The 20,673-nt window shown below is 48.3% G+C and carries 20 protein-coding genes; 7 read left to right on the forward strand and 13 right to left on the reverse strand.

Features of this window, described 5'->3' with window-relative positions:
* Positions 1-52: 52 nt before the first annotated feature.
* The 4 genes from gpsA to ACR6JA_RS19280 are packed head-to-tail and all read right to left on the reverse strand — an operon-like array spanning position 53 to position 2,300.
* Positions 53-1,072, reverse strand: a complete 1,020-nt coding sequence (gene gpsA, locus ACR6JA_RS19265) for an NAD(P)H-dependent glycerol-3-phosphate dehydrogenase (protein ID WP_312745750.1) — start codon at positions 1,070-1,072, stop codon at positions 53-55.
* Positions 1,072-1,539 (reverse strand): protein-export chaperone SecB, encoded by a 468-nt coding sequence (gene secB, locus ACR6JA_RS19270; RefSeq protein WP_008457481.1) that lies wholly within the window; start codon positions 1,537-1,539, stop codon positions 1,072-1,074. The genes gpsA and secB overlap by 1 nt, the downstream gene beginning before the upstream one ends.
* A gap of 56 nt (positions 1,540-1,595) precedes the next feature.
* Positions 1,596-1,847, reverse strand: a complete 252-nt coding sequence (gene grxC / locus ACR6JA_RS19275) for a glutaredoxin 3 (protein ID WP_008457480.1) — start codon at positions 1,845-1,847, stop codon at positions 1,596-1,598.
* Between the two features lie 21 nt (positions 1,848-1,868).
* Positions 1,869-2,300, reverse strand: coding sequence for a rhodanese-like domain-containing protein (locus tag ACR6JA_RS19280; RefSeq protein WP_494494295.1), 432 nt, complete (start codon positions 2,298-2,300; stop codon positions 1,869-1,871).
* A 247-nt stretch (positions 2,301-2,547) separates the two neighbouring features.
* Here ACR6JA_RS19280 and gpmM point away from each other — a divergent pair, with 247 nt between their 5' ends.
* The 3 genes from gpmM to ACR6JA_RS19295 are packed head-to-tail and all read left to right on the forward strand — an operon-like array spanning position 2,548 to position 6,306.
* A complete protein-coding gene (gene gpmM / locus ACR6JA_RS19285; RefSeq protein WP_213716137.1) occupies positions 2,548-4,095 on the forward strand; it encodes a 2,3-bisphosphoglycerate-independent phosphoglycerate mutase in 1,548 nt (515 codons plus the stop codon).
* A gap of 9 nt (positions 4,096-4,104) precedes the next feature.
* Positions 4,105-5,367, forward strand: a complete 1,263-nt coding sequence (gene envC / locus ACR6JA_RS19290; RefSeq protein WP_213716138.1) for a murein hydrolase activator EnvC — start codon at positions 4,105-4,107, stop codon at positions 5,365-5,367.
* Positions 5,368-5,415: 48 nt separating this feature from the next.
* Positions 5,416-6,306: a divergent polysaccharide deacetylase family protein gene (locus tag ACR6JA_RS19295; protein WP_494494316.1), complete on the forward strand. Its 891-nt coding sequence runs from the start codon at positions 5,416-5,418 to the stop codon at positions 6,304-6,306.
* A gap of 40 nt (positions 6,307-6,346) precedes the next feature.
* Here ACR6JA_RS19295 and tdh read toward each other — a convergent pair whose 3' ends face one another.
* The 3 genes from tdh to yibB form a co-directional block, all read right to left on the reverse strand.
* Positions 6,347-7,372 (reverse strand): L-threonine 3-dehydrogenase, encoded by a 1,026-nt coding sequence (gene tdh, locus ACR6JA_RS19300; protein WP_494494296.1) that lies wholly within the window; start codon positions 7,370-7,372, stop codon positions 6,347-6,349.
* Between the two features lie 10 nt (positions 7,373-7,382).
* Complete coding sequence (gene kbl / locus ACR6JA_RS19305) at positions 7,383-8,579, reverse strand: glycine C-acetyltransferase (RefSeq protein ID WP_166879329.1); 1,197 nt, start codon at positions 8,577-8,579, stop codon at positions 7,383-7,385.
* Positions 8,580-8,859: 280 nt separating this feature from the next.
* Positions 8,860-9,717, reverse strand: coding sequence for a protein YibB (gene yibB / locus ACR6JA_RS19310; protein ID WP_494494297.1), 858 nt, complete (start codon positions 9,715-9,717; stop codon positions 8,860-8,862).
* A 301-nt stretch (positions 9,718-10,018) separates the two neighbouring features.
* Between yibB and rfaD the strand changes: the two genes are divergently transcribed.
* From rfaD to rfaL, 4 genes are read left to right on the forward strand one after another with little or no spacing between them, the layout of a single operon-like run.
* Positions 10,019-10,951, forward strand: coding sequence for an ADP-glyceromanno-heptose 6-epimerase (gene rfaD, locus ACR6JA_RS19315; RefSeq protein ID WP_494494298.1), 933 nt, complete (start codon positions 10,019-10,021; stop codon positions 10,949-10,951).
* A 16-nt stretch (positions 10,952-10,967) separates the two neighbouring features.
* Positions 10,968-12,017 (forward strand): ADP-heptose--LPS heptosyltransferase RfaF, encoded by a 1,050-nt coding sequence (gene rfaF, locus ACR6JA_RS19320; protein WP_166995779.1) that lies wholly within the window; start codon positions 10,968-10,970, stop codon positions 12,015-12,017.
* Positions 12,017-12,979, forward strand: a complete 963-nt coding sequence (rfaC, locus tag ACR6JA_RS19325; protein WP_213716142.1) for a lipopolysaccharide heptosyltransferase RfaC — start codon at positions 12,017-12,019, stop codon at positions 12,977-12,979. Before rfaF ends, rfaC begins: the two co-directional genes overlap by 1 nt.
* Positions 12,980-13,007: 28 nt before the next feature.
* Positions 13,008-14,216: an O-antigen ligase RfaL gene (rfaL, locus tag ACR6JA_RS19330; RefSeq protein WP_494494299.1), complete on the forward strand. Its 1,209-nt coding sequence runs from the start codon at positions 13,008-13,010 to the stop codon at positions 14,214-14,216.
* Positions 14,217-14,285: 69 nt separating this feature from the next.
* Here the strand turns inward: rfaL and ACR6JA_RS19335 are convergent, their stop codons facing one another.
* The 6 genes from ACR6JA_RS19335 to rfaQ form a co-directional block, all read right to left on the reverse strand.
* Entirely contained in the window at positions 14,286-15,428 is a 1,143-nt protein-coding gene (locus tag ACR6JA_RS19335; RefSeq protein ID WP_213716143.1) for a lipopolysaccharide N-acetylglucosaminyltransferase, read from the reverse strand.
* Between the two features lie 7 nt (positions 15,429-15,435).
* Positions 15,436-16,455: a glycosyltransferase family 8 protein gene (locus ACR6JA_RS19340; RefSeq protein WP_494494300.1), complete on the reverse strand. Its 1,020-nt coding sequence runs from the start codon at positions 16,453-16,455 to the stop codon at positions 15,436-15,438.
* A gap of 84 nt (positions 16,456-16,539) precedes the next feature.
* Positions 16,540-17,550, reverse strand: coding sequence for a lipopolysaccharide 3-alpha-galactosyltransferase (gene waaO, locus ACR6JA_RS19345; RefSeq protein ID WP_213716145.1), 1,011 nt, complete (start codon positions 17,548-17,550; stop codon positions 16,540-16,542).
* 65 nt (positions 17,551-17,615) lie between these two features.
* On the reverse strand, positions 17,616-18,413 hold the full coding sequence (gene rfaP, locus ACR6JA_RS19350) for a lipopolysaccharide core heptose(I) kinase RfaP (RefSeq protein ID WP_213716146.1): 798 nt from the start codon (positions 18,411-18,413) through the stop codon (positions 17,616-17,618).
* Positions 18,406-19,530: a glycosyltransferase family 4 protein gene (locus tag ACR6JA_RS19355; RefSeq protein WP_494494317.1), complete on the reverse strand. Its 1,125-nt coding sequence runs from the start codon at positions 19,528-19,530 to the stop codon at positions 18,406-18,408. Before ACR6JA_RS19355 ends, rfaP begins: the two co-directional genes overlap by 8 nt.
* A complete protein-coding gene (gene rfaQ, locus ACR6JA_RS19360) occupies positions 19,530-20,597 on the reverse strand; it encodes a lipopolysaccharide core heptosyltransferase RfaQ (RefSeq protein ID WP_494494301.1) in 1,068 nt (355 codons plus the stop codon). Before rfaQ ends, ACR6JA_RS19355 begins: the two co-directional genes overlap by 1 nt.
* Positions 20,598-20,673 lie beyond the last annotated feature (76 nt).

The following is a 20,673-nucleotide window of genomic DNA, read 5'->3' on the forward strand; positions in this document are numbered from 1 at the left end:
CCCGACACCAGGGTCGGGACGTTTCAGTTATTGCGGTGTATTAGGCGATCCTTCATTTGCCGCTTCGTTCATCCTTACGAGTACGACCAAGCAACGTTAATGCTGCCTCGCGCGCATTTTTTCCGCAATACAATACCTGATAAATTTCCTCGGTTATTGGCATTTCGACGCCTACCCGAGCCGCCAGCTCGCGAACTTCTTTGGTATTGCGATAGCCTTCAACCACCTGGCCAATCTTTTGTTGTGCTCCATCTACATCCATTCCCTGACCGAGCATCATGCCAAAGCGACGGTTGCGGGACTGGTTGTCAGTACAGGTCAGCACCAGATCGCCCAAACCGGCCATGCCCATAAAGGTTTCCGGCGAAGCACCGAGCGCGCTGCCAAGGCGAGTCATCTCCGCGAGACCACGGGTGATAAGCGCGGTACGCGCATTGGCGCCAAACCCGATGCCGTCCGACATCCCTGCGCCAATAGCGATAACGTTTTTAACCGCACCTCCAAGCTGAACGCCGATGAAATCAGGATTGCTGTAGACACGGAAGCTTTTACCGCAGTGCAGAAGATGTTGGAGGTCATCCGCAAACTGGTCATCGGTTGCCGCAAGCGCAATCGCCGTCGGTAAACCTGCTGCCAGCTCTTTCGCGAATGTTGGGCCAGAAATGACGGCCAGGGGAACATCATCCCCCAGCGCCTCACGGGCAACATCCTGCAGTAGGCGACCCGTTTCAGCTTCCAGCCCTTTTGTCGCCCACACAATACGTGCATCCGGGCGCATCAGTGGCTTGATTTGGCGCAACACTTGCCCAAACACATGGCTCGGTACAACCACCAGAATATTACGGCTGGCGGCCAACGCTACGGCTAAATCACTCTCAAGATGTAAAGTGTCGGGAAAAGGGACATCGGGCAGGAAAGCCGCATTGCAGCGATCGGCCTGCAGCGTGGCAATATGTTTGGCATCATGGCCCCATAACACAACGTGGTGGCCATTTCTCGCAAGGGTGATTGCGAGAGCGGTGCCGTAAGAGCCGGCACCGATAACAGTCATTGAAGCATTAAGGCTGTTCATCAGGCATCCTGATGGTTTTCAGCACCTTCGCCAGCTTGCTGCTGCAGATAGTTCATGAACAACGCATCGAAGTTAACCGGTGCAAGGTTCAGCTGCGGGAAAGTGCCGCGAGAAACCAGGCTAGTGATACATTCACGCGCATATGGGAACAGAATGTTCGGGCAGTATGCGCCCAGGCAATGCGCCAGCTGCGTGCCTTCGATACCGTCAACGGAGAAGATACCCGCCTGCTGAACTTCACACAGGAAAGCGGTGTCTTCACCCAGCGTAGCGGTCACGGTTACGCGCAGCACAACTTCATAAACATTTTCAGCCAGTTGGCTGGATGCAGTATCCAGATCCAGTTTTACTTCCGGCTGCCAGTCTTTCTGGAAAACGTGCGGTGCGTTAGGTGCTTCGAAAGAGACATCCTTGGTGTAAACACGCTGAATCTGGAAACCCATTTCTGTATTGTTTTGTTCTGACATTTTTAACCCTTAAATTTAAACGTCCTTACTCTGCGATACACGGCAGACAAACCGCACTAGCTCAGCAGGGGATCGAGTCCACCACGCGCATCCAGTGCGTACAAGTCATCGCAACCGCCAATGTGCTGTGCGTCAATAAAAATCTGCGGTACCGTGGTGCGACCACTGCGTTTGATCATCTCTTCCCGCTTAGCGGCATCACCATCAATAGGTAATTCCTGAAACGCCACGCCTTTTTCGTTCAGCAGGGCTTTTGCACGGTGGCAAAAAGGACAAGTCGCTTTGGTATAGATCTCAATATTCGCCATGGTTTACCTCAGTTTTCCAGATTATTTACCGCGAACCAGCGGCAGGTTTTCCGCGCTCCAGCCGGCAATACCTTCTTTTAGCAGCGCAACCTGCTCAAAACCAGCCTTGTGCAACAAAGCCGCTGATTCTTGTGAAGAAACACCGTTAGCGCATACCACAATAATGGGCTTCGCTTTATGTTTTTCAAGTTCACCCAAGTTGCCATTTTTGATTTCAGTTGGCAGCACGTTCAGTGAATTTGCAATGTGGCCTTTACGGAAGTCGTCACGCTGGCGCACATCAACCACCACCGCATCTTCTTTGTTAATTAAGCGAGTGGCTTCACCACGAGTGATCACTTTAACTTTAGAAGCCAGGCCTTTAAAGGTCATGAAAAGTACCGCGGCCAGCAGGCCAACCCACGCCAGACTAAGTATGGGGTGGCGACCAACGAATTGCATAATTTCTTGCATGGGGGGTAATAACTCCCGACTAAGTAATGATGAGAAAACCAGGTGGGGAGTATACCTTCGCGTTGTGGCAATTACAGCCAGTCTGAATAATGTTATGTGGATTCTGCGGGCTGTTACGGAAAAAAAGAACCAGACTGATGAAATCCGATCGCCATCCAACCTCTTTCTTTGATCTTCTGCGGCTATTCGCCTGGATCGGCTGTAGTAAAATTACGCAAATTTTGTCTTAGACTCAGAGGTTGTTGCAATGTCGGTTACTAAAAAACCTATGGTCCTGGTCATTCTCGATGGCTATGGCCACCGGGAAGAGCAGCAGGATAACGCGATTCTTAATGCTAAAACGCCGGTGATGGATAGCCTGTGGGCCCAGCGCCCGCATACCCTGATCAACGCATCAGGCCTGGAAGTCGGCCTGCCAGACGGGCAAATGGGTAACTCCGAAGTGGGCCACGTCAACCTCGGTGCCGGCCGCATCGTCTACCAGGATCTGACTCGCCTGGACGTTGAAATTAAAGAACGTGCTTTCTTTGCTAATCCGGTCCTGACCGGTGCTGTAGACAAAGCCGTTGCCGCCGGTAAAGCGGTACATATCATGGGTCTGGTTTCTCCCGGTGGCGTTCACAGCCATGAAGACCATATTCTGGCGATGATCGAGCTGGCGGCCGAGCGAGGCGCTGAGGCTATTTATCTGCATGCTTTCCTTGATGGCCGTGACACGCCGCCACGCAGCGCAGAGTCTTCCCTGAAGAAATTTGCCGACAAGTTCGCTGAGCTGGGCAAAGGCCGCGTTGCCACCCTGATTGGCCGTTACTACGCTATGGACCGCGACAACCGCTGGGATCGCGTTGAGCTGGCTTACGACCTGATGACTCAGGCCAAAGGTGAATTCCAGGCAGACAATGCTGTTGCTGGACTGGAAGCCGCTTACGCTCGTGACGAAAACGATGAATTCGTTAAGCCAACCGTGATTCGCGCCGCAGGTGAAGCCGAATCTGCTATGAACGACGGCGATGCATTAATCTTCATGAACTTCCGTGCTGACCGTGCCCGCCAGATCACTCGCGCCTTTGTTAACGGCGATTTCGACGGCTTCAGCCGCAAAAAAGTAGTGCAGTTTGGCGACTTCGTGATGCTGACTGAATATGCCGCAGACATTAAAACGGCCTGCGCTTACCCACCAGCGTCACTGACCAATACTTTCGGTGAGTGGATGGCGAAACACAATAAAACTCAGTTACGCATCTCCGAAACCGAGAAATACGCTCACGTGACCTTCTTCTACAACGGCGGCGTTGAAGAGCCGTTCGCGGGTGAAGATCGCGTCCTGGTGAATTCTCCGAAAGTGGCAACCTACGATTTGCAGCCTGAAATGAGCTCTGCTGAACTGACCGATAAGCTGCTGAGTGCCATCAACAGCGGCAAGTACGACACCATCATCTGCAACTACCCGAACGGTGACATGGTTGGCCACACCGGCGTCTATGATGCTGCGATTTCCGCCGTTGAAGCCCTCGACAACTGTGTCGCTCAGGTGGTTAAAGCCGTTGAGGCCGTTGGCGGTCAGCTGTTGATCACTGCAGACCACGGTAACGCAGAGCAAATGCGTGACCCGGCTACCGGCCAGGCCCATACCGCGCACACCAGCCTGCCAGTCCCGCTGATCTACGTAGGTGAAAAAAACCTGAAAGCTGTCGCTGGCGGCAAGCTTTCGGACATCGCGCCAACCATGTTGAGCCTGATGGGAATGGAAATCCCGCACGAGATGACTGGCAAGCCGCTGTTCATCGTGGAATAATCCCTCCCCATGAGGGGAAAGGCGATTTTTTCAAAGACATGGGCTGTGAAGCCCGTTATCTACGCCAGCGTGTTTAGCGCTGGCGTCTTGTTATGGCCTTTTTCCAGCCACGCTGACGACAAGCAGCAGCTGCAATCCATTCAACAGGATATCGCTGCCAAAGAGCGTGCGGTGCGTCAGCAGCAGCAGCAACGCTCCGTTTTACTCGCTCAGCTCAAAGCTCAGGAAGAAGCGATTTCCGCGGCCAGCCGTAAGCTGCGCGAAACCCAGAACACCCTCGCCGATTTAAACAATCAAATCGCGACGCTGAACAACTCCCTCGCCAAACTGCAAAAACAGCAGGCAACCCAGGAACGTAACCTGGCTGCCCAGCTAGATGCGGCGTTTCGTCAGGGCCAGCATACTGGTATTCAGTTGATTCTTAGCGGCGAAGAAAGCCAGCGTGGCCAGCGCCTGCAGGCCTATTTCGGTTATCTTAATGCTGCGCGTCAGCAGACTATAGAAGAGTTAAAACAGACCAAAGCAGAAGCCGCACAGCAGAAAACCGAGCTGGAAAGTAAGCAAAGCGAGCAGCAAACCTTGCTGTATGACCAGCAGGCGCAACAGGCCAAACTGGAGAGCGCCCGCAACGAACGCAAAAAGACGCTGGCAGGCCTGGAATCCTCCATTCAGCAGGATCAGCAGAAGCTGAGTGAGATGCGCCAGAACCAGACGCGCTTACAAAATCAGATAGCCCGTGCAGAAGCAGCGGCAAAAGCTCGAGCCGAGCGTGAGGCACGCGAAGCAGAGCAGGTTCGCAATAAACAGCAGGAAGCCTCCAACAAAGGCACAACCTACAAGCCAACCGAAAGCGAACGTTCATTAGTGTCGAGAACAGGTGGCTTGGGTGCGCCACGTGGGCAGGCATACTGGCCGGTTCGCGGTTCGTTACTGCATCGCTATGGCGAACAGCTGCAAGGTGAACTACGTTGGAAAGGTATCGTTATTGCGGCGTCAGAAGGCACAGAAGTTAAAGCCATTGCCGACGGACGCGTGATCCTTGCCGACTGGCTTCAGGGCTATGGTCTTGTTGTCGTCATTGAACACGGTAAAGGCGATATGAGTCTCTACGGCTACAACCAGAGCGCGTTGGTCAGCGTCGGCACCCAGGTACGTGCCGGGCAACCTATTGCACTGGTCGGTAGCAGTGGCGGCCAGGGCCGTCCGTCACTCTATTTCGAAATTCGTCGCCAGGGCCAGGCCGTGAATCCACAACCGTGGTTGGGAAGATAAGTTTTGCCTCAGTTCCGCACCGTTTTTTTCGCCGCCGCCAGCGGGCTAATGCTGGCAACCTCCGCGTGGGCCGGTAAGCTCTCAATCGTCATCGACGACTTCGGCTATCGTCCTCAACAGGAAAACCAGGTGCTGGCCCTGCCGACTAACGTCTCTGTCGCCGTGCTACCTAACGCACCACACGCTCGCGAAATGGCCACTAAAGCCCATAATGCCGGGCACGAAGTTCTGATCCATCTGCCGATGGCACCACTTAGCAAACAACCGCTAGAGAAAGATACGCTCCGCCCGGACATGAGCAGCAGCGAAATCGAGAGAATTATCCGCGACGCGGTGAACAAAGTCCCTTATGCAGTTGGGATGAATAACCATATGGGCAGCGCGATGACCTCCAGCCTGTTCGGTATGCAAAAAGTGATGCTGTCGCTGGAGCAGTACAATCTCTATTTCCTGGACAGCATGACCATCGGTAACAGCCAGGCCACGCGCGCCGCGGCTGGCACTCGTGTCAAAGTGATTAAGCGGAAAGTGTTTCTCGACGATACTCAGAACGAAGCGGATATCCGCTTTCAGTTCAATCGCGCTATCCAGCTTGCTCGCAAAACCGGGTCAGCAATCGCCATCGGTCACCCCCACCCTGCAACGGTTCGTGTCCTCCAGCAGATGGTGTACAACCTGCCACCGGATATCACGCTGGTGCGGCCGAGCAGCCTGCTTAATGAGCCACAGGTAGATACCTCAACGCCGAATAATACTCAGCCGGGCAAACAGCCACCGCCGCGTAACCCGTTCCGTGGCGTGAAGGTGTGTAAACCGAAACAGCCTCTTGAGCCGGTGTACGCCACCACCTACTTTAAAGTCATCAGTGAAAGTATTGCCGAGAGCGCGCTGATGAAATATCTCCAACATCAGTGGCAGGGTTGGGCCAAACAGGCCTGATTGAAAAAACCAGAGGGCGCGATGCCCTCTGGTTCAATGATTAATCCCAGCTCAGGATAACTTTGCCGGACTGCCCGGAGCGCATCGCGTCAAAGCCTTTCTGGAACTCATCAATAGAGAAGCGGTGGGTGATAATCGGGGACAGATCCAGGCCAGACTGAATCAGGGCGGCCATCTTGTACCAGGTTTCAAACATCTCGCGGCCATAGATACCTTTAATAAACAGCCCCTTAAAGATAACTTTGGTCCAGTCGATAGACATACCTGACGGCGGGATCCCCAGCATCGCAATACGGCCACCGTGATTCATGGTGTCAAGCATGGTGCGGAATGCCAGTGGTGCGCCGGACATCTCCAGACCAACGTCAAACCCTTCGGTCATCCCCAGCTCGCTCATCACGTCCTGCAGGCTTTCTTTGCTGACGTTGACCGCACGGGTGATTCCCATTTCACGCGCCAGCTCGAGGCGATATTCGTTAACGTCGGTAATCACTACGTTACGCGCACCGACATGCTTTGCTACTGCCGCCGCCATGATCCCGATAGGGCCCGCGCCGGAGACCAGCACATCTTCGCCCACCAGGTCGAACGAAAGTGCCGTGTGCACTGCGTTGCCGAACGGGTCGAAGATGGAAGCCAGGTCGTCTGAGATATTGTCCGGGATCTTGAACGCATTAAACGCCGGGATAACCAAATACTCAGCAAAACAGCCAGGGCGGTTCACACCCACGCCGGTAGTGTTACGGCACAGGTGGGTACGCCCGCCGCGGCAGTTACGACAGTGTCCACAGGTGATGTGCCCTTCGCCGGAAACGCGATCGCCAATCTTGAAGCCTTTCACTTCCTGGCCTATGCCGACCACTTCACCCACGTATTCGTGGCCCACAACCATAGGAACAGGAATGGTTTTTTGCGACCATTCGTCCCAGTTGTAAATATGGACGTCGGTCCCGCAAATCGCCGTTTTACGAATTTTGATCAGCAGATCGTTATGACCCATTTCCGGCTTGGGAGCATCCGTCATCCAGATGCCTTCTTCCGCCTTCAGTTTTGCTAATGCTTTCATGACCGCTCCCTTAAGCGATAACGCCTAATTGCTTACCGATGCGAGTAAACGCATCTACCGCACGTTCAATTTGCTCAGGAGTATGCGCCGCCGACATTTGGGTGCGAATACGTGCCTGACCTTTTGGCACCACCGGGTAGAAGAAACCGGTGACATAAATACCTTCTTTTTGCAGCTCGCGCGCAAAGTTTTGCGCCACAACCGCTTCACCAAGCATCACTGGAATAATCGCGTGATCTGCACCTGCAAGCGTAAATCCGGCAGCGCTCATTTTTTCACGGAACAGACGAGCGTTTGACCACAGGCGCTCACGCAGCTCTTCGCCTGACTCCAGCATTTCCAGTACCTTGATAGAGGCGGAAACAATGGCTGGCGCGAGTGAATTTGAGAAAAGGTAAGGACGGGAACGCTGGCGAAGCCATTCGATAACTTCTTTGCGACCTGCGGTATAGCCACCAGAAGCACCGCCCAGCGCTTTACCCAGCGTGCCGGTAATAATATCAACCCGGTCCATGACATCGCAGTACTCGTGCGTACCGCGCCCATTGGCACCAACAAAGCCCACGGCGTGGGAGTCATCGACCATAACCAGCGCATTGTACTTATCCGCCAGATCACAAACGCCCTGCAGGTTGGCAATCACGCCGTCCATTGAAAACACGCCATCGGTAGCAATCATCACATGGCGAGCACCGGCTGCACGAGCCTCTTTCAGGCGAGCTTCCAGTTCCTGCATATCGTTGTTGGCATAGCGATAACGCTGTGCTTTACACAGGCGCACACCGTCGATAATTGAGGCATGGTTCAGTGCGTCAGAAATAATGGCATCTTCCGGCCCGAGCAGCGTCTCAAACAGGCCGCCATTGGCGTCGAAGCAGGAGGAGTAAAGAATCGCATCGTCCGTTCCCAGGAAATCGGCCAGCTTGCTTTCCAACTGTTTATGGCTGTCCTGAGTACCGCAAATAAAGCGGACCGAAGCCATACCAAAACCGTGTTTATCCATCCCCTGTTTAGCCGCTTCAATCAACTGCGGATGGTTAGCAAGACCCAGATAGTTGTTGGCGCAGAAGTTAATAACGTGGCTACCGTCCGCGACGGTGATGTCCGCCTGCTGGGCGGAGGTGATAATACGTTCTTCTTTAAAAAGCCCTTCTGCTCGAGCGGTTTCGAGTTGGGAAGTCAGCTGTTGGTAAAAATCTTCGCGCATCGCGATTCTCCAGGCATGGCAAATTTTGGCACATCTTACCCAAACCTATATCACCAGGCGAGATGACGCTTCAGGGATTCTTAATTTTGCAGGATAAATCACGCAAGAATGCGAGGCCGACAGGGGCTTTAAGCGGTATGAAAGCTGTGTAGGGACTATCATTAACACATTGAATGATAATGAAAATATTGTAACCATTAAAATCCTGACAGGTCAGATAGATTCCCGTATATCTGACCTGTTGAAATCATCTTCAGATGATTTATTCCCTCAGCAGGGGCTACTTCCTCGAGAGAAAAATTCTAAGCGCCTGCAGTCTGGCGCCTAAAGCGGAGTGCCTGAAGCAACGGAACAGGTCGAACCATTTTCCTTTCCCAAGATAATTCAGGGTGAATAATTCAGGGCGTTTGTAATAACAGAGAACAAATATACCCTGGTCATCATCCACGATATTATTTTTGAGCGTAATTCTCTGGCTTTCCGTTACCAGAGAATAAAACTCTTGCCATTTACTCTGAGAACCGACAATAGCACCACCGATAATATAAACATGGTTACCAATCATAAAGTCAAATGCCTGTTTCAACGACGTAACATTTAGCCCTTTCTTGATGGTAAAAAGATGCATGGTATTTTTATTAAATGGAAAATCCCAAACTTTTAAACCACGAATTACTTTAGACTCCCGGCAATAGCCAAAATCAACCCATGCAACCAGTGGTGTTTTTATTAACCCATCATTAATGGCTTTGTTAACAAAGTAGGATTTTAAATTACAGACTAGCACGTAGTCTGGCGACCAATATTCAGGGTTTTTTAACTGATGAGTCTCTAATTGATTGGTAAAACTCTCGTCCTGCTGAACTCTCTCAATAAGACGCCGAATATGTTTAAATTTGTTTTTTATATCAATGGCAATAACCGTAGTAGGCTTTCCCTGTCGAATGGCTTCAACTCTTTCCTTGAGATCGGGTGAAGTGAAGACCACCATATCATTTTCTAAAGCAGCCAATCGCTCGAAGTAATTAAAATAAACATCTACAGAGCGGGCAAGATTATCACGGAACCCTTTATTAGCAGTCCACTCCCCTCTACCGAGGTCAAAATAAGCCGTTACAATTGTGGTAGATGATTTCATCGCTAATAAAAACCATTAATATAAATAAATATTATATCACAATCATTTACCCTCTGTACACAGTACACTTTGCGTTCAGATCGGCCTTAACGAATACAATAATTCCCCGGAAAACATTAAAATAAAAATAATATGAAATTAAATAACAGGTAAACCCAGGAAAAGTCAATCGGGCTTAAACCACCTAGACGACAAACCTGGCGCATTGTGTAAATGGCTGAAGCGATGCAAATGTAATGGTATGATTATGCACATTCATGTCTGAGATTGTCTCTGACTCCATAATTTTAAGGCTACAGTTATGATCATCGTTACTGGCGGCGCCGGCATGATCGGCAGCAACATTGTTAAGTCACTGAACGAACAAGGCTATCGCGATATCCTGGTGGTAGATAACCTGAAGGATGGGACTAAATTCGTTAACCTGGTTGATCTGGACATCACCGACTACATGGATAAGGAAGACTTCCTGATCCAAATTATGGCCGGGGAAGAGTTCGGTGATATCGACGCCATCTTCCATGAAGGGGCTTGCTCGTCCACGACCGAGTGGGACGGCAAGTACATGATGGACAACAACTATCAGTACTCTAAAGAAATCCTGCACTACTGCCTGGAGCGCGAAATTCCGTTCCTGTATGCCTCTTCTGCCGCCACCTACGGCGGGCGCAATGCAGATTTCATCGAATCCCGCAAATATGAACAGCCGCTAAACGTGTACGGTTACTCAAAATTCCTGTTTGATGAATATGTTCGCCAGATCCTGCCAGAAGCAAACTCTCAGGTGACCGGCTTCCGCTACTTTAACGTCTACGGGCCGCGCGAAGGCCACAAAGGCAGCATGGCGAGCGTGGCATTCCATCTCAATACTCAGTTGAATAACGGTGAGAACCCAAAACTGTTTGAAGGCAGCGACGGCTTCAAGCGTGACTTCATCTATGTGGGTGATGTTGCCGCCGTTAACCTCTGGTTCTGGCAAAATGGCGTTTCCGGTATTTTCAACTGCGGTACCGGTCGTGCGGAATCCTTCCAGGCCGTGGCAGACGCAGCGCTGGCGTATCACAACAAAGGCAGCATCGAGTACATTCCTTTCCCGGAAAAGCTAAAAGGTCGCTATCAGGCTTATACTGAAGCTGACTTAACCAATCTGCGCGCTGCGGGTTACGACAAGCCGTTCAAAACCGTTGCCCAAGGGGTTGCGGAATACATGAAATGGTTAAATCGCGACGCATAAGCTGCACAGGAAAAGCATGAAAATTCTGGTGATTGGCCCGTCATGGGTGGGCGACATGATGATGTCGCAAAGTCTTTATCGCACGCTCAAGGCGCGTTATCCCCAGGCGATCATTGACGTGATGGCACCCGCGTGGTGCCGTCCGCTATTATCGCGTATGCAGGAAGTGAACGAAGCCATCGCCATGCCTTTGGGTCACGGTGCGTTGCAAATCGCAGAGCGTCGTCGCCTTGGACGCAGCCTGCGGGACAAACGCTATGACCATGCGTACGTTCTGCCAAACTCGTTCAAGTCCGCGCTGGTGCCTTTTTTTGCCAACATACCTCACCGTACGGGTTGGTTGGGCGAGATGCGTTACGGCCTGCTGAATGACAGCCGTAAGCTGGACAAACAAGCCTGGCCATTGATGGTAGAGCGCTACGTCGCCCTGGGTTATGAAAAAGGCATAATGCAGTCGGCTAAAGACCTCCCGCAGCCGCTCCTGTGGCCTCAACTACATGTTAGTGAAGGTGAAAAAACACAGACTTGCGCTGCTTTTAATCTTGATCCACAGCGTCCGATGATTGGTTTCTGCCCTGGAGCAGAGTTCGGCCCTGCAAAGCGTTGGCCGCACTATCATTACGCCGCGCTCGCAGCAAAACTCATCGATGCTGGCTATCAGGTTGTGCTCTTCGGTTCTGCCAAGGATAAGGACGCAGGTAAAGAGATTCTTGCTGCTCTCACCACTGAACAGCAGGCATGGTGCCGTAACCTTGCCGGGGATACCCAGCTTGAACAGGCCGTGATATTGCTTGCCGCTTGCGAGGGTGTGGTCACCAATGATTCCGGCCTGATGCATGTCGCAGCTGCGCTCAACCGTCCTCTGGTCGCACTTTATGGCCCCAGCAGCCCGGATTTCACCCCACCACTTTCCCACAAAGCGAGAGTTATTCGCTTGATCAGCGGCTACCATAAAGTGCGTAAAGGCGATGCCGCTGAGGGCTATCATCAAAGCCTGATCGATATCACACCAGAAAGCGTGCTGGTTACATTGACTGAACTGCTAACCAGCAGCAAGGAAGACTAATGCGCGTCCTTCTCGTTAAAACGTCTTCGATGGGCGATGTTCTTCACTCTCTTCCTGCGCTTACGGACGCGATGCTGGCAATGCCGGGAATTTCGTTCGATTGGGTGGTAGAAGAAGGTTTCGCACAGATACCAGGCTGGCACCCCGCCGTGGATAAAGTGATTCCCGTCGCGATCCGTCGTTGGCGTAAAAGCTGGTTCTCCGCTGAAACCCGCGCGGAACGAAAAGCTTTTTATTATCAGCTTGAAGCAAGAAAGTACGACTGCGTCATTGATGCTCAGGGTCTGGTAAAAAGCGCAGCGTTGGTGACTCGAAAAGCACATGGCATCAAGCATGGCATGGACTGGAACAGTGCCCGTGAACCTCTGGCAAGCCTGTTTTATAACAAACGCCATAATGTGGCCAGGCAGCAGCACGCCGTTGAACGTACTCGTGAACTTTTTGCCAAAAGTTTGGGCTACGCAAAACCGCAATCTCAGGGTGATTATGCGATTTCAGAGCATTTTCTTACTAATCCGAAAGAAAGTGCGGAAAAGTATGCGGTATTTTTACACGCAACAACTCGAGATGATAAACACTGGCCAGAAGAAAATTGGCGGGAGCTGATTGAGTTATTGAAGGCAACCGGACTGCGGATAAAACTCCCTTGGGGGGCGCCGCACGAAGAAGAAAGAGCCAAACGACTGGCGGAAGGATTTAGCTTTGTGGATGTTCTGCCAAAATTAACGCTTGAAGAGGTCGCCAAAGTTCTGGCTAATGCCGAATTTGTGGTTTCTGTTGATACAGGATTAAGCCATCTTACTGCAGCATTAGATCGACCGAATGTAACGCTTTACGGACCTACAGATCCGGGCCTTATTGGTGGGTATGGGAAAAATCAGGTTGCGTGTTGCGCACCGGGTAACAAACTTGATGATTTAACGGCCCCTACAGTATTTAATCAGCTTACGGCGATCCTGTAAGTACTCGAATTTCGATATCGGAGAAGAGATGGCCCTTACATTATTTTTTTCTAATGAGAAAAAAAACTGGACCTTATACTGGAATAGAACGCTTGTATTCTTATTTATTGCCACTTATTTTTTAGGTAATATCACTCGTTATAAACATCTGATCGTTATCCTGATGGCCATAACAACGATCATATACCTATGTAAGCAACCGAAGCACATCCTGTCTGTTTTCAAAACATCACTCTTCTACAGCATAGCTTTTTTGACTGTCGCCGTATTGCTTTCGCTGTTTCAGACACCTGATTTCAAAGCAAGCCTGAAAGAAATCAGTCGATCGGTTCTGGAAAACACGCTCTTATGCACAATAGTTATTCCTGTCCTGCTGAGGAATGAAAGCAAAGAATTTATTTCTAAACTTATCTTCTTTTCATTTATTACGGCACTGAGCCTGCGTTGCTTAACAGAACTCGTGATTTATTATCAGGATTATAAGCAAGGCGTGATGCCATTTATCGATTACCGGCACCGTGGTATATCAGATGCCATGGTATTTCTTCTTCCTGCACTTTTGAGCATGTGGTTAATAAAATCAACCAAATACAGAGTTGCATTTATTATCCTCAGCATTGCCTATTTATTCCTTATTTTAGGCACACTTTCCCGCGGTGCATGGCTTTCGGTACTGATCGTTAGCCTTCTGTGGATTTTGCTTAATAAGCAATGGAAGCTATTGATTACGGGTGCTATTATCGCAACCGTTGCGCTTGCATTGATATTTACGCACAAACAAGCCTCCACCACCCTTATATTTAAACTTCAACAGACCGACAGCTCCTATCGCTACACCAACGGTACTCAAGGTAGCGCTTGGGATCTTATTATGGAAAATCCTGTTATTGGCTATGGCTTTGGAAATATAGCCTATAAAGACGTCTACAATAAGCGTGTGGTTGATTATCCAGACTGGACTTTCCGTGAATCTATCGGGCCTCACAATCTGGCACTATTTGTCTGGTTTGGCACCGGTTTGCTCGGATTAGTTGCCCTGTTGACGACTTATGCAGCGATAGTTAAAGAGTGTATCGCTAACGCTTTTAACAGAAGTCAGTCATCTCCAATAAATGCCCACATGATAATATTGTTATCATTTATCGGCTACTTCATCGTTCGAGGGAATGTTGAACAAATACAGCTAGACCTGCTAGGCATATTGGTAGGGTTACTGATTGCAATGCATAAAAAGTGAATGACAATAAAAAAGGCTACATCAAGTAGCCTTTTTTATTAAAATCACAAAGAACGGGAGAGATTATAGCTAGTGAAACCAATTATTAATCACGTCTTCAAATCTCTGAGTGACTCCGGCCCAACTAAAATGATTATAAACAAAGCGTTGCCCACATTTTGCCCTGCCATTTATATCCGGGCTTTGCAGTGTGCTCATAATATCCTGAGCAATAGAGTCTGCAGTCATGGGCTCTCGCAGATGAAAACCTGTCTCTTTTTCCCTGACGAATTCAACCATGCCGCCACGAGTGCTGACCAATACCGGCTTGCCTGCCCCCATTGCCTCAATAGCCACCATGCAAAATGGTTCCTGAAACTGAGAAGGAATGACAACCAGGTCAGCCAGAGGGTAGTAACGATGCATGTTTTCCGGCGCTATGCTTCCTAACATAATACATCGCCCCTGCAAACGCTCGGCAATATCTCTGACCTCACGCTGATAAGCTCCATTATCCGCTTTGTTCACCTCAAGGTGATCGCCAACCACTACGAGTTTCATATTTTCATGTTCTCTGGCCAGCTTTTCAAACGCCTGCATGAGCAATAAAATCCCCTTATCCGGAACAATACGCCCCGCATAGAAGAGGACTTTATCATTCTCAGAAATGCCCAGATCTGCTTTAGAAACAGGTGTATAAGCAGATTGATAAACATCCAAATCAATGCCATTAGCAACCACTTTAATATCGGCTTTCGGCAAAAGATTCTGATAAAAATCTCTTAAGAAATTGCTCGGCACAATCATTTTTACATCCTGGTCCAACCCTTTGGGTTCGAACGCATTATGCATATGGATGACGATTTTCTGCTGAGGAGCACGTTGTCTGATTTGCCGATAAAGCTTCATGCTGTTATGCACAACGACAATGCTGTCATCCGTAGTATGAAAATCTTTCGCAATATTCAGTATTCGCTGCGAATATGGCAGTGGATCAAGGCGAGTCCATTTCTGGAAGATGCGCTTATAAATGCGGCTGAATCCAATGCGATGGATACTACAGTTATCGTTTACAGGGGTAAAATCTGTATACCCTTCATTTTTAATGCACACCAAGCGATTGGGAATAGACGTTCTCTGTGCGACCTGGTACATCCACGTTTCAACTGCAGCGGCACCGCGCGGAGGAATAGAGAATATAGGTGTGACAGTAAATATAATTTTATCAGCCATATAACTTTCAACCCTGCATCAAATTATATTTAACCGCAGCACAGAGGCCACCAAAAACTTTACCTTGATAAAGCAAATGTTTATATTTCTCTCTATATTCATGCTTTTTCACTGCACTTTGATAAGGTATATTCTGCCAAGGGGAAACATCATAAACGTTACGGAAAAACTGTGCCGACGGATAATTAGCCCAGTCATGCCAGGGTTTTGTCACGCCCGTATAATGTATAAACACCGTGCTTTCCTTAATGAACTCACTGTAATATTTACTGTTTTTATTCTCAAACTCAGATTTTAAAGAGTAAATGGTGTTGTATTCCCGGGGCAGTATTCTTGCGTGATGAAGGAATATAATATTAAGAATATCCTGGTCCGGATACTTTAATTTCCCAACCACACTCTCATCTGAAAGTAAGTTGAAAAATCTTTCCGTTAAGCTTGATTTTAGCCATTGATTTAAATTTATGTACATCACACCGGAATTGAAGTAATTCCCTTCAAATTCTGGATTTTGTAGACGCACAGCACTTTTCTTTTGCATGGTGTCAACATCAATAATCACCGCGCCGTACTCTTCATTAAATTCTAAAGAAGCTAAAGATTGCAATGAGCCTTTACATATAACGTCGGCATCCAGATATAAAAGACTATCAAGACGCTCAGAGAAATAATCAAAAGAAAGCAAGCGATAGTATATTGATACTGGCCAAATATTTGTTTTCGGCAAAGACCTTAGCGGCGCAGAATCAATGTGATAGATTTTTACAACCGTCTTATATTGCTCGGCTAACTGTGTTAAAAGCTCAACATACTCATCATCTAAGTAATCAGCGATAATATGAAAGGTAAAATCAATATCACTCTTTTTGTTATTTTCAAGAATGGAAGCAATCGATATCGCGGCACCTATCTGATAATTTTTATCGATACCCCATGAAATATTGAATGTTTCCCGATCATCACACTTTACAAGGCGCCGATCCAGAACAATGATATCGTTAAATTGCGTGATTTGTTTAAAGTTCAATGTCAATTACCTTTCATCACCATTAGTCGTGTAGCATGGTTACTTTCATAATATTCCATGCCAGCAATACTGTCGCGAGCACAACTATTCTTTAAATTTAGCCACATAATAGTTAACGTAGTTCGACAGCCCCTGCAGATAAAGCTTTTGATTGAACTTATGTTTTGCAGAGTATCGATATTGGTGACTATTAATTGGTTTTAGAAGTTCGACATTACGCCAGGGTGAAGCCTCTTTCGCCGTTAAGAAGCTCTGAGAGACGGGATAAGTGCCCCAGTCATGCCACGGTTTTGTCGGACCGACATAATGAATAAAAACAGTTTCATCATTGACAGGGTTCACTACGTTGTCTTTAAGCTCATAATTAATACTGAAACGAGTATTATATTTCCCTTCAATGAATTTAACTTTCCCTACCAGCAAGACATTCAGCACATCCTGGTCAAGGTGAGTAATTTTTTCTACCCACTGAGGATCCCGCAGCATCTCGATTGCTTTATAAGAAATATTGTTGATATTCCATTCATTGATGTTTATAAGCAAAAAACCCGCATTGAAGTAACCAGACACTAACTCCGGTGTTGAAAGTGTTGAAGCCCGGTTCGACCACCACTCAATGTCCCTTTCCACAACTACAGCAGCAATTTCGTTCTCTGCAAAAATATAATCAACTAACGGCTGAATGCTTCCTTTGCAGGCGATATCCGCATCCAGATAAAGAAGTTTATCAACTTTGTGATAGAGATAATCTGCAATAATAAAACGGAAGTATGTCGCGTAACTCCAGTTTTTTGTACTCGGTAATGATTTTAGCTTCTCACAGTTAATGACATAGATATTAATATGTGTTTTATATTGTTTAGCTAATGCTTCAAATCGAGCCTTATCGGCTTCACTGAATGAATCAGTGAACACATGAAACTCAAAAAATGCAGATGCGTTACTCAACAAGACTGAGGAGATAGCAACACCACAGCCGAAAAGGAAATTCTTATCAATACCAAATGCTATATTGAGAACATTGGCAGCATTCTTTTCCTGGTAGTTAAAATCGAAAACAGAGAGGATGATATCTTCATCACTGAATTGAGACATGTTGATTCTTATCCGACTAAGATGAATAGACGACTGTAACCGGCGATGACGCCCCTTACAGGCTACTACAACGATTTTCTGATCGTTCGTTCTTTGATTTTTTCCGCTTTATCTTCTGTTTTAGCCAGTAATGCATGTTCCGTTTCTAGCACACCTCTAAGTGGCTGATTAGAATACGTCACCATAAAGCGCCAAATATCACGCTGTGTCAGCCCAATATTCATCGATGAAAAATAGAGTCCAATGAGATCTTTATCCCGCCAGCGTCGAGGAACTTTTGTTCGAATCTGCGCACGATGCAGGTCAATCACCGAAATCTTCAGTTCGCTTTCCCGACCAGAAAAGGGGAGATGCAATAAGAAATGACAAATATAACAATCCCGATGATTTACCCCACCACCGTGCATTTTACGCACCATCGTGGCTACACGCTCAATCAGCATCCGCTTGATTTTTACGTCAGGTGGATTCGTCGCCCAATCAGCACAGTAATCTTCGAGACTGATCGTAGGCGTTAAATCTTCAGTAATGATGAACGACGTTTTGTTGATTGGATTTAACCCTTTTTCACCAAAACCAACGCCCTGCATCGTATCGACATCCAGAGTTTTCAGCCGGTGAATTGCCTTCCACTCGCGATCGGCCCCTAAAACCGGCATTCGCAGCGAAATAAGATTTTTTATCACTTCTTTGATAGACGTTCCCTGGTGCCATTTTAAGAAATAGCTTTTTCCTGCGGCCTCGAAACGTAACGTGCGGCGTGTTTCCAGTTCGCGGAAAATTTCCCCCTGAAGTTTTCTGACTTCAGCAAAAACGTCCTTTCCTTTCCAAAGAGAGGTAAAAGGTTCTTTTAACTCAACCACGCGGCTCCCCCACAATGATATCTGCTGCCTTTTCAGCCAGGCTATAAATATCCTGGGTTGAGGCATAATGACGAGCGTGACTCGCCCAGCTCAGGCGCTGCTCTGCATTACCCAGAACGTCAGATAAAGCCACATTAAGCGATGCCTGGCTAAACGGTTCTTTGATAACAACCCCACATTCGGCGTCTGCAATATAATGTGCATAGCCGCAAACTTCCGTCACAAGGATTGGCAATCCAGCAGCTATCGCCTCAAGCAAGACAATACCGGCAGCTTCCTGATAGGCAGGATGAATCAAAACATCAGCAGCCATCATCAGTTCAGAGACGTCATCTCTTCCGGAGAAGAAACTAACCCGGCTCTCTACGCCACGTTTCTGCGCTAATGTCTTAAACCGCCCGGGTTTATCCTGCCCTACAACAAACAAAGTGGTTCGACTACGGATGGCCTCAGGCAAAGCAGCCAACGCTTCAATAGAGCGATCAACGCCTTTACGCGAGAAATCGGAGCCTACCTGCAAAACGAGGTAGTCATTCACACTAATGCCGTTTTTTTCTCTGTAACGCTCCCGGCTACCCTGCGGATGGTTGTCAAATCGACGATCGGGGTAAATACCCGGAGGCAGGATCAGAAAACGCGAAGATTCCGTACCATAGTGTTTTTCAAAATCAGCAATTTGCTTATCAGTCAGCATCAGCAACTTGGTTGATTTTCCTTGCTCGAATGTGGCTTTTTCAAACTGTGAATAATGCCGATATCGGGCGGTCAGGCGATAAAAGAAACCTTTCTCTTGTGCTACTTTTTCGGCGTAACAAACGTCTGCTGCATAATAAACATCGAGACCCGGCATTTTATTAAAACCTACTACGCGGTCTACCGGATGCTGACTCAGATGAGCCTTCACCCATTGATAATATTCAGCATTACGGCCGTGGTTCGTTTTTGACCGCACAGGAACGATGACGATATCAAAGGCATCAGGTTTCTCGCCCTGCCAGGACTGCACATAAACCCGGACGTTATGCCCACGCGATGCAACAGCCCCGGCAATACGCATAAAATCGCGCTGCAGGCCGCCAAAGGGAAAATATTTATACAGACAAAAAGCAACTGTCATCATGCTTCGTCTCTTGGTGATAGCGCCGCAGCGGCAGGAAGCATTTTAGAAATGGCGGCAATAACATCCTCAGCAGGGATCACCGACATATATTTTTTATTGCGGTCGAGTTGAGCACGGGACGGCATAGATTGATAGTTACCTGCCCAGAATTGCGTAATTTGCTCTGTCCATGGACGCCAGTAAACATGGTCCGTTGCACCAAACAGGCTAATGACAGGCGTTTTTACCGCCGCAGCGATATGCCCAGGCGCTGAGTCCACCCCAATAAACAATGCTGCATGATCGATTAAAGCGCCCAACTCCGGGAAGGTTGTTTTGCCGGCAAGCGCCACAACGGGCGTTATTTGGCATCCTTGAGCTATCTCATTAACGCAGGCGAGATCGTCACGACCCGGTCCAGAGGTCAATACAACCGGGAATCCTTCATCCTGCAAGTAATCAATGATCTGAGAAAACTTATCGTTGTCCCAACACTTGAATAGCTGTCGGGCCGTGGGCTGAATGACAACATACTTATCAGCAACGCTTTCAACATCAAGCACTTCACGGATCTTTTGCCAATCGGCCTGAGTGTAGTACAGCGTTGTTTCTGTAAAAAAATCCGTAATTCCTAAAGGAGAGAGCACTGAGAGGCTAGCTTCAACGACATGCTTACCAACGACAGGGGCAAGGTGAGTGAAGCTTTTTTTCCAGAATGAAGACTGCCGGTGAGCGTAATCCTGGGAAATTTTTACTGCCGGCCCAAGGCAGCGAACCATCCATGCCACGCTCCGCTGATCGGTCAGGTTAACAATCAGGTCATAATGATTGCTCCGCAAGCGGCGAATCAAAGAGAGAAAATTACTGATTTTCTTTCCTGTTTTAACGCCTTTGTTGCTTATACCGTAGCGCGCATTTATTTCTGGATTTCCAGAAAGAATGGGAAGGGTATCCTGATACTGCAGGACATCTATTTTTGCTTCAGGATAGTTACGCTTAAGGGTACTGATCACAGGCGTTGTCAGCAACATGTCGCCGTGAAAGCGCATTTTAATCACTAAAATTCTTTTAAATGTCGTATTCACCGTCAGCTCTTAATATCAGCAATACCGAAAAATAAAAAACACGCTACCGCCCCAGGCTCCACAGCTACCTGTTCAC

The sequence above is a fragment of the Cedecea sp. B1(4) genome (assembly GCF_059414925.1).

Excerpts from the sequence above, each read along its gene's own strand:
- gpsA (WP_312745750.1), bottom strand. The coding sequence starts at position 1,072 with ATGAACAGCCTTAATGCTTCAATGACTGTTATCGGTGCCGGCTCTTAC.
- secB (WP_008457481.1), bottom strand. The coding sequence starts at position 1,539 with ATGTCAGAACAAAACAATACAGAAATGGGTTTCCAGATTCAGCGTGTT.
- grxC (WP_008457480.1), bottom strand. The coding sequence starts at position 1,847 with ATGGCGAATATTGAGATCTATACCAAAGCGACTTGTCCTTTTTGCCAC.
- ACR6JA_RS19280 (WP_494494295.1), bottom strand. The coding sequence starts at position 2,300 with ATGCAAGAAATTATGCAATTCGTTGGTCGCCACCCCATACTTAGTCTG.
- gpmM (WP_213716137.1), top strand. The coding sequence starts at position 2,548 with ATGTCGGTTACTAAAAAACCTATGGTCCTGGTCATTCTCGATGGCTAT.
- envC (WP_213716138.1), top strand. The coding sequence starts at position 4,105 with ATGAGGGGAAAGGCGATTTTTTCAAAGACATGGGCTGTGAAGCCCGTT.
- ACR6JA_RS19295 (WP_494494316.1), top strand. The coding sequence starts at position 5,416 with ATGCTGGCAACCTCCGCGTGGGCCGGTAAGCTCTCAATCGTCATCGAC.
- tdh (WP_494494296.1), bottom strand. The coding sequence starts at position 7,372 with ATGAAAGCATTAGCAAAACTGAAGGCGGAAGAAGGCATCTGGATGACG.
- kbl (WP_166879329.1), bottom strand. The coding sequence starts at position 8,579 with ATGCGCGAAGATTTTTACCAACAGCTGACTTCCCAACTCGAAACCGCT.
- yibB (WP_494494297.1), bottom strand. The coding sequence starts at position 9,717 with ATGAAATCATCTACCACAATTGTAACGGCTTATTTTGACCTCGGTAGA.
- rfaD (WP_494494298.1), top strand. The coding sequence starts at position 10,019 with ATGATCATCGTTACTGGCGGCGCCGGCATGATCGGCAGCAACATTGTT.
- rfaF (WP_166995779.1), top strand. The coding sequence starts at position 10,968 with ATGAAAATTCTGGTGATTGGCCCGTCATGGGTGGGCGACATGATGATG.
- rfaC (WP_213716142.1), top strand. The coding sequence starts at position 12,017 with ATGCGCGTCCTTCTCGTTAAAACGTCTTCGATGGGCGATGTTCTTCAC.
- rfaL (WP_494494299.1), top strand. The coding sequence starts at position 13,008 with ATGGCCCTTACATTATTTTTTTCTAATGAGAAAAAAAACTGGACCTTA.
- ACR6JA_RS19335 (WP_213716143.1), bottom strand. The coding sequence starts at position 15,428 with ATGGCTGATAAAATTATATTTACTGTCACACCTATATTCTCTATTCCT.
- waaO (WP_213716145.1), bottom strand. The coding sequence starts at position 17,550 with ATGTCTCAATTCAGTGATGAAGATATCATCCTCTCTGTTTTCGATTTT.
- ACR6JA_RS19355 (WP_494494317.1), bottom strand. The coding sequence starts at position 19,530 with ATGACAGTTGCTTTTTGTCTGTATAAATATTTTCCCTTTGGCGGCCTG.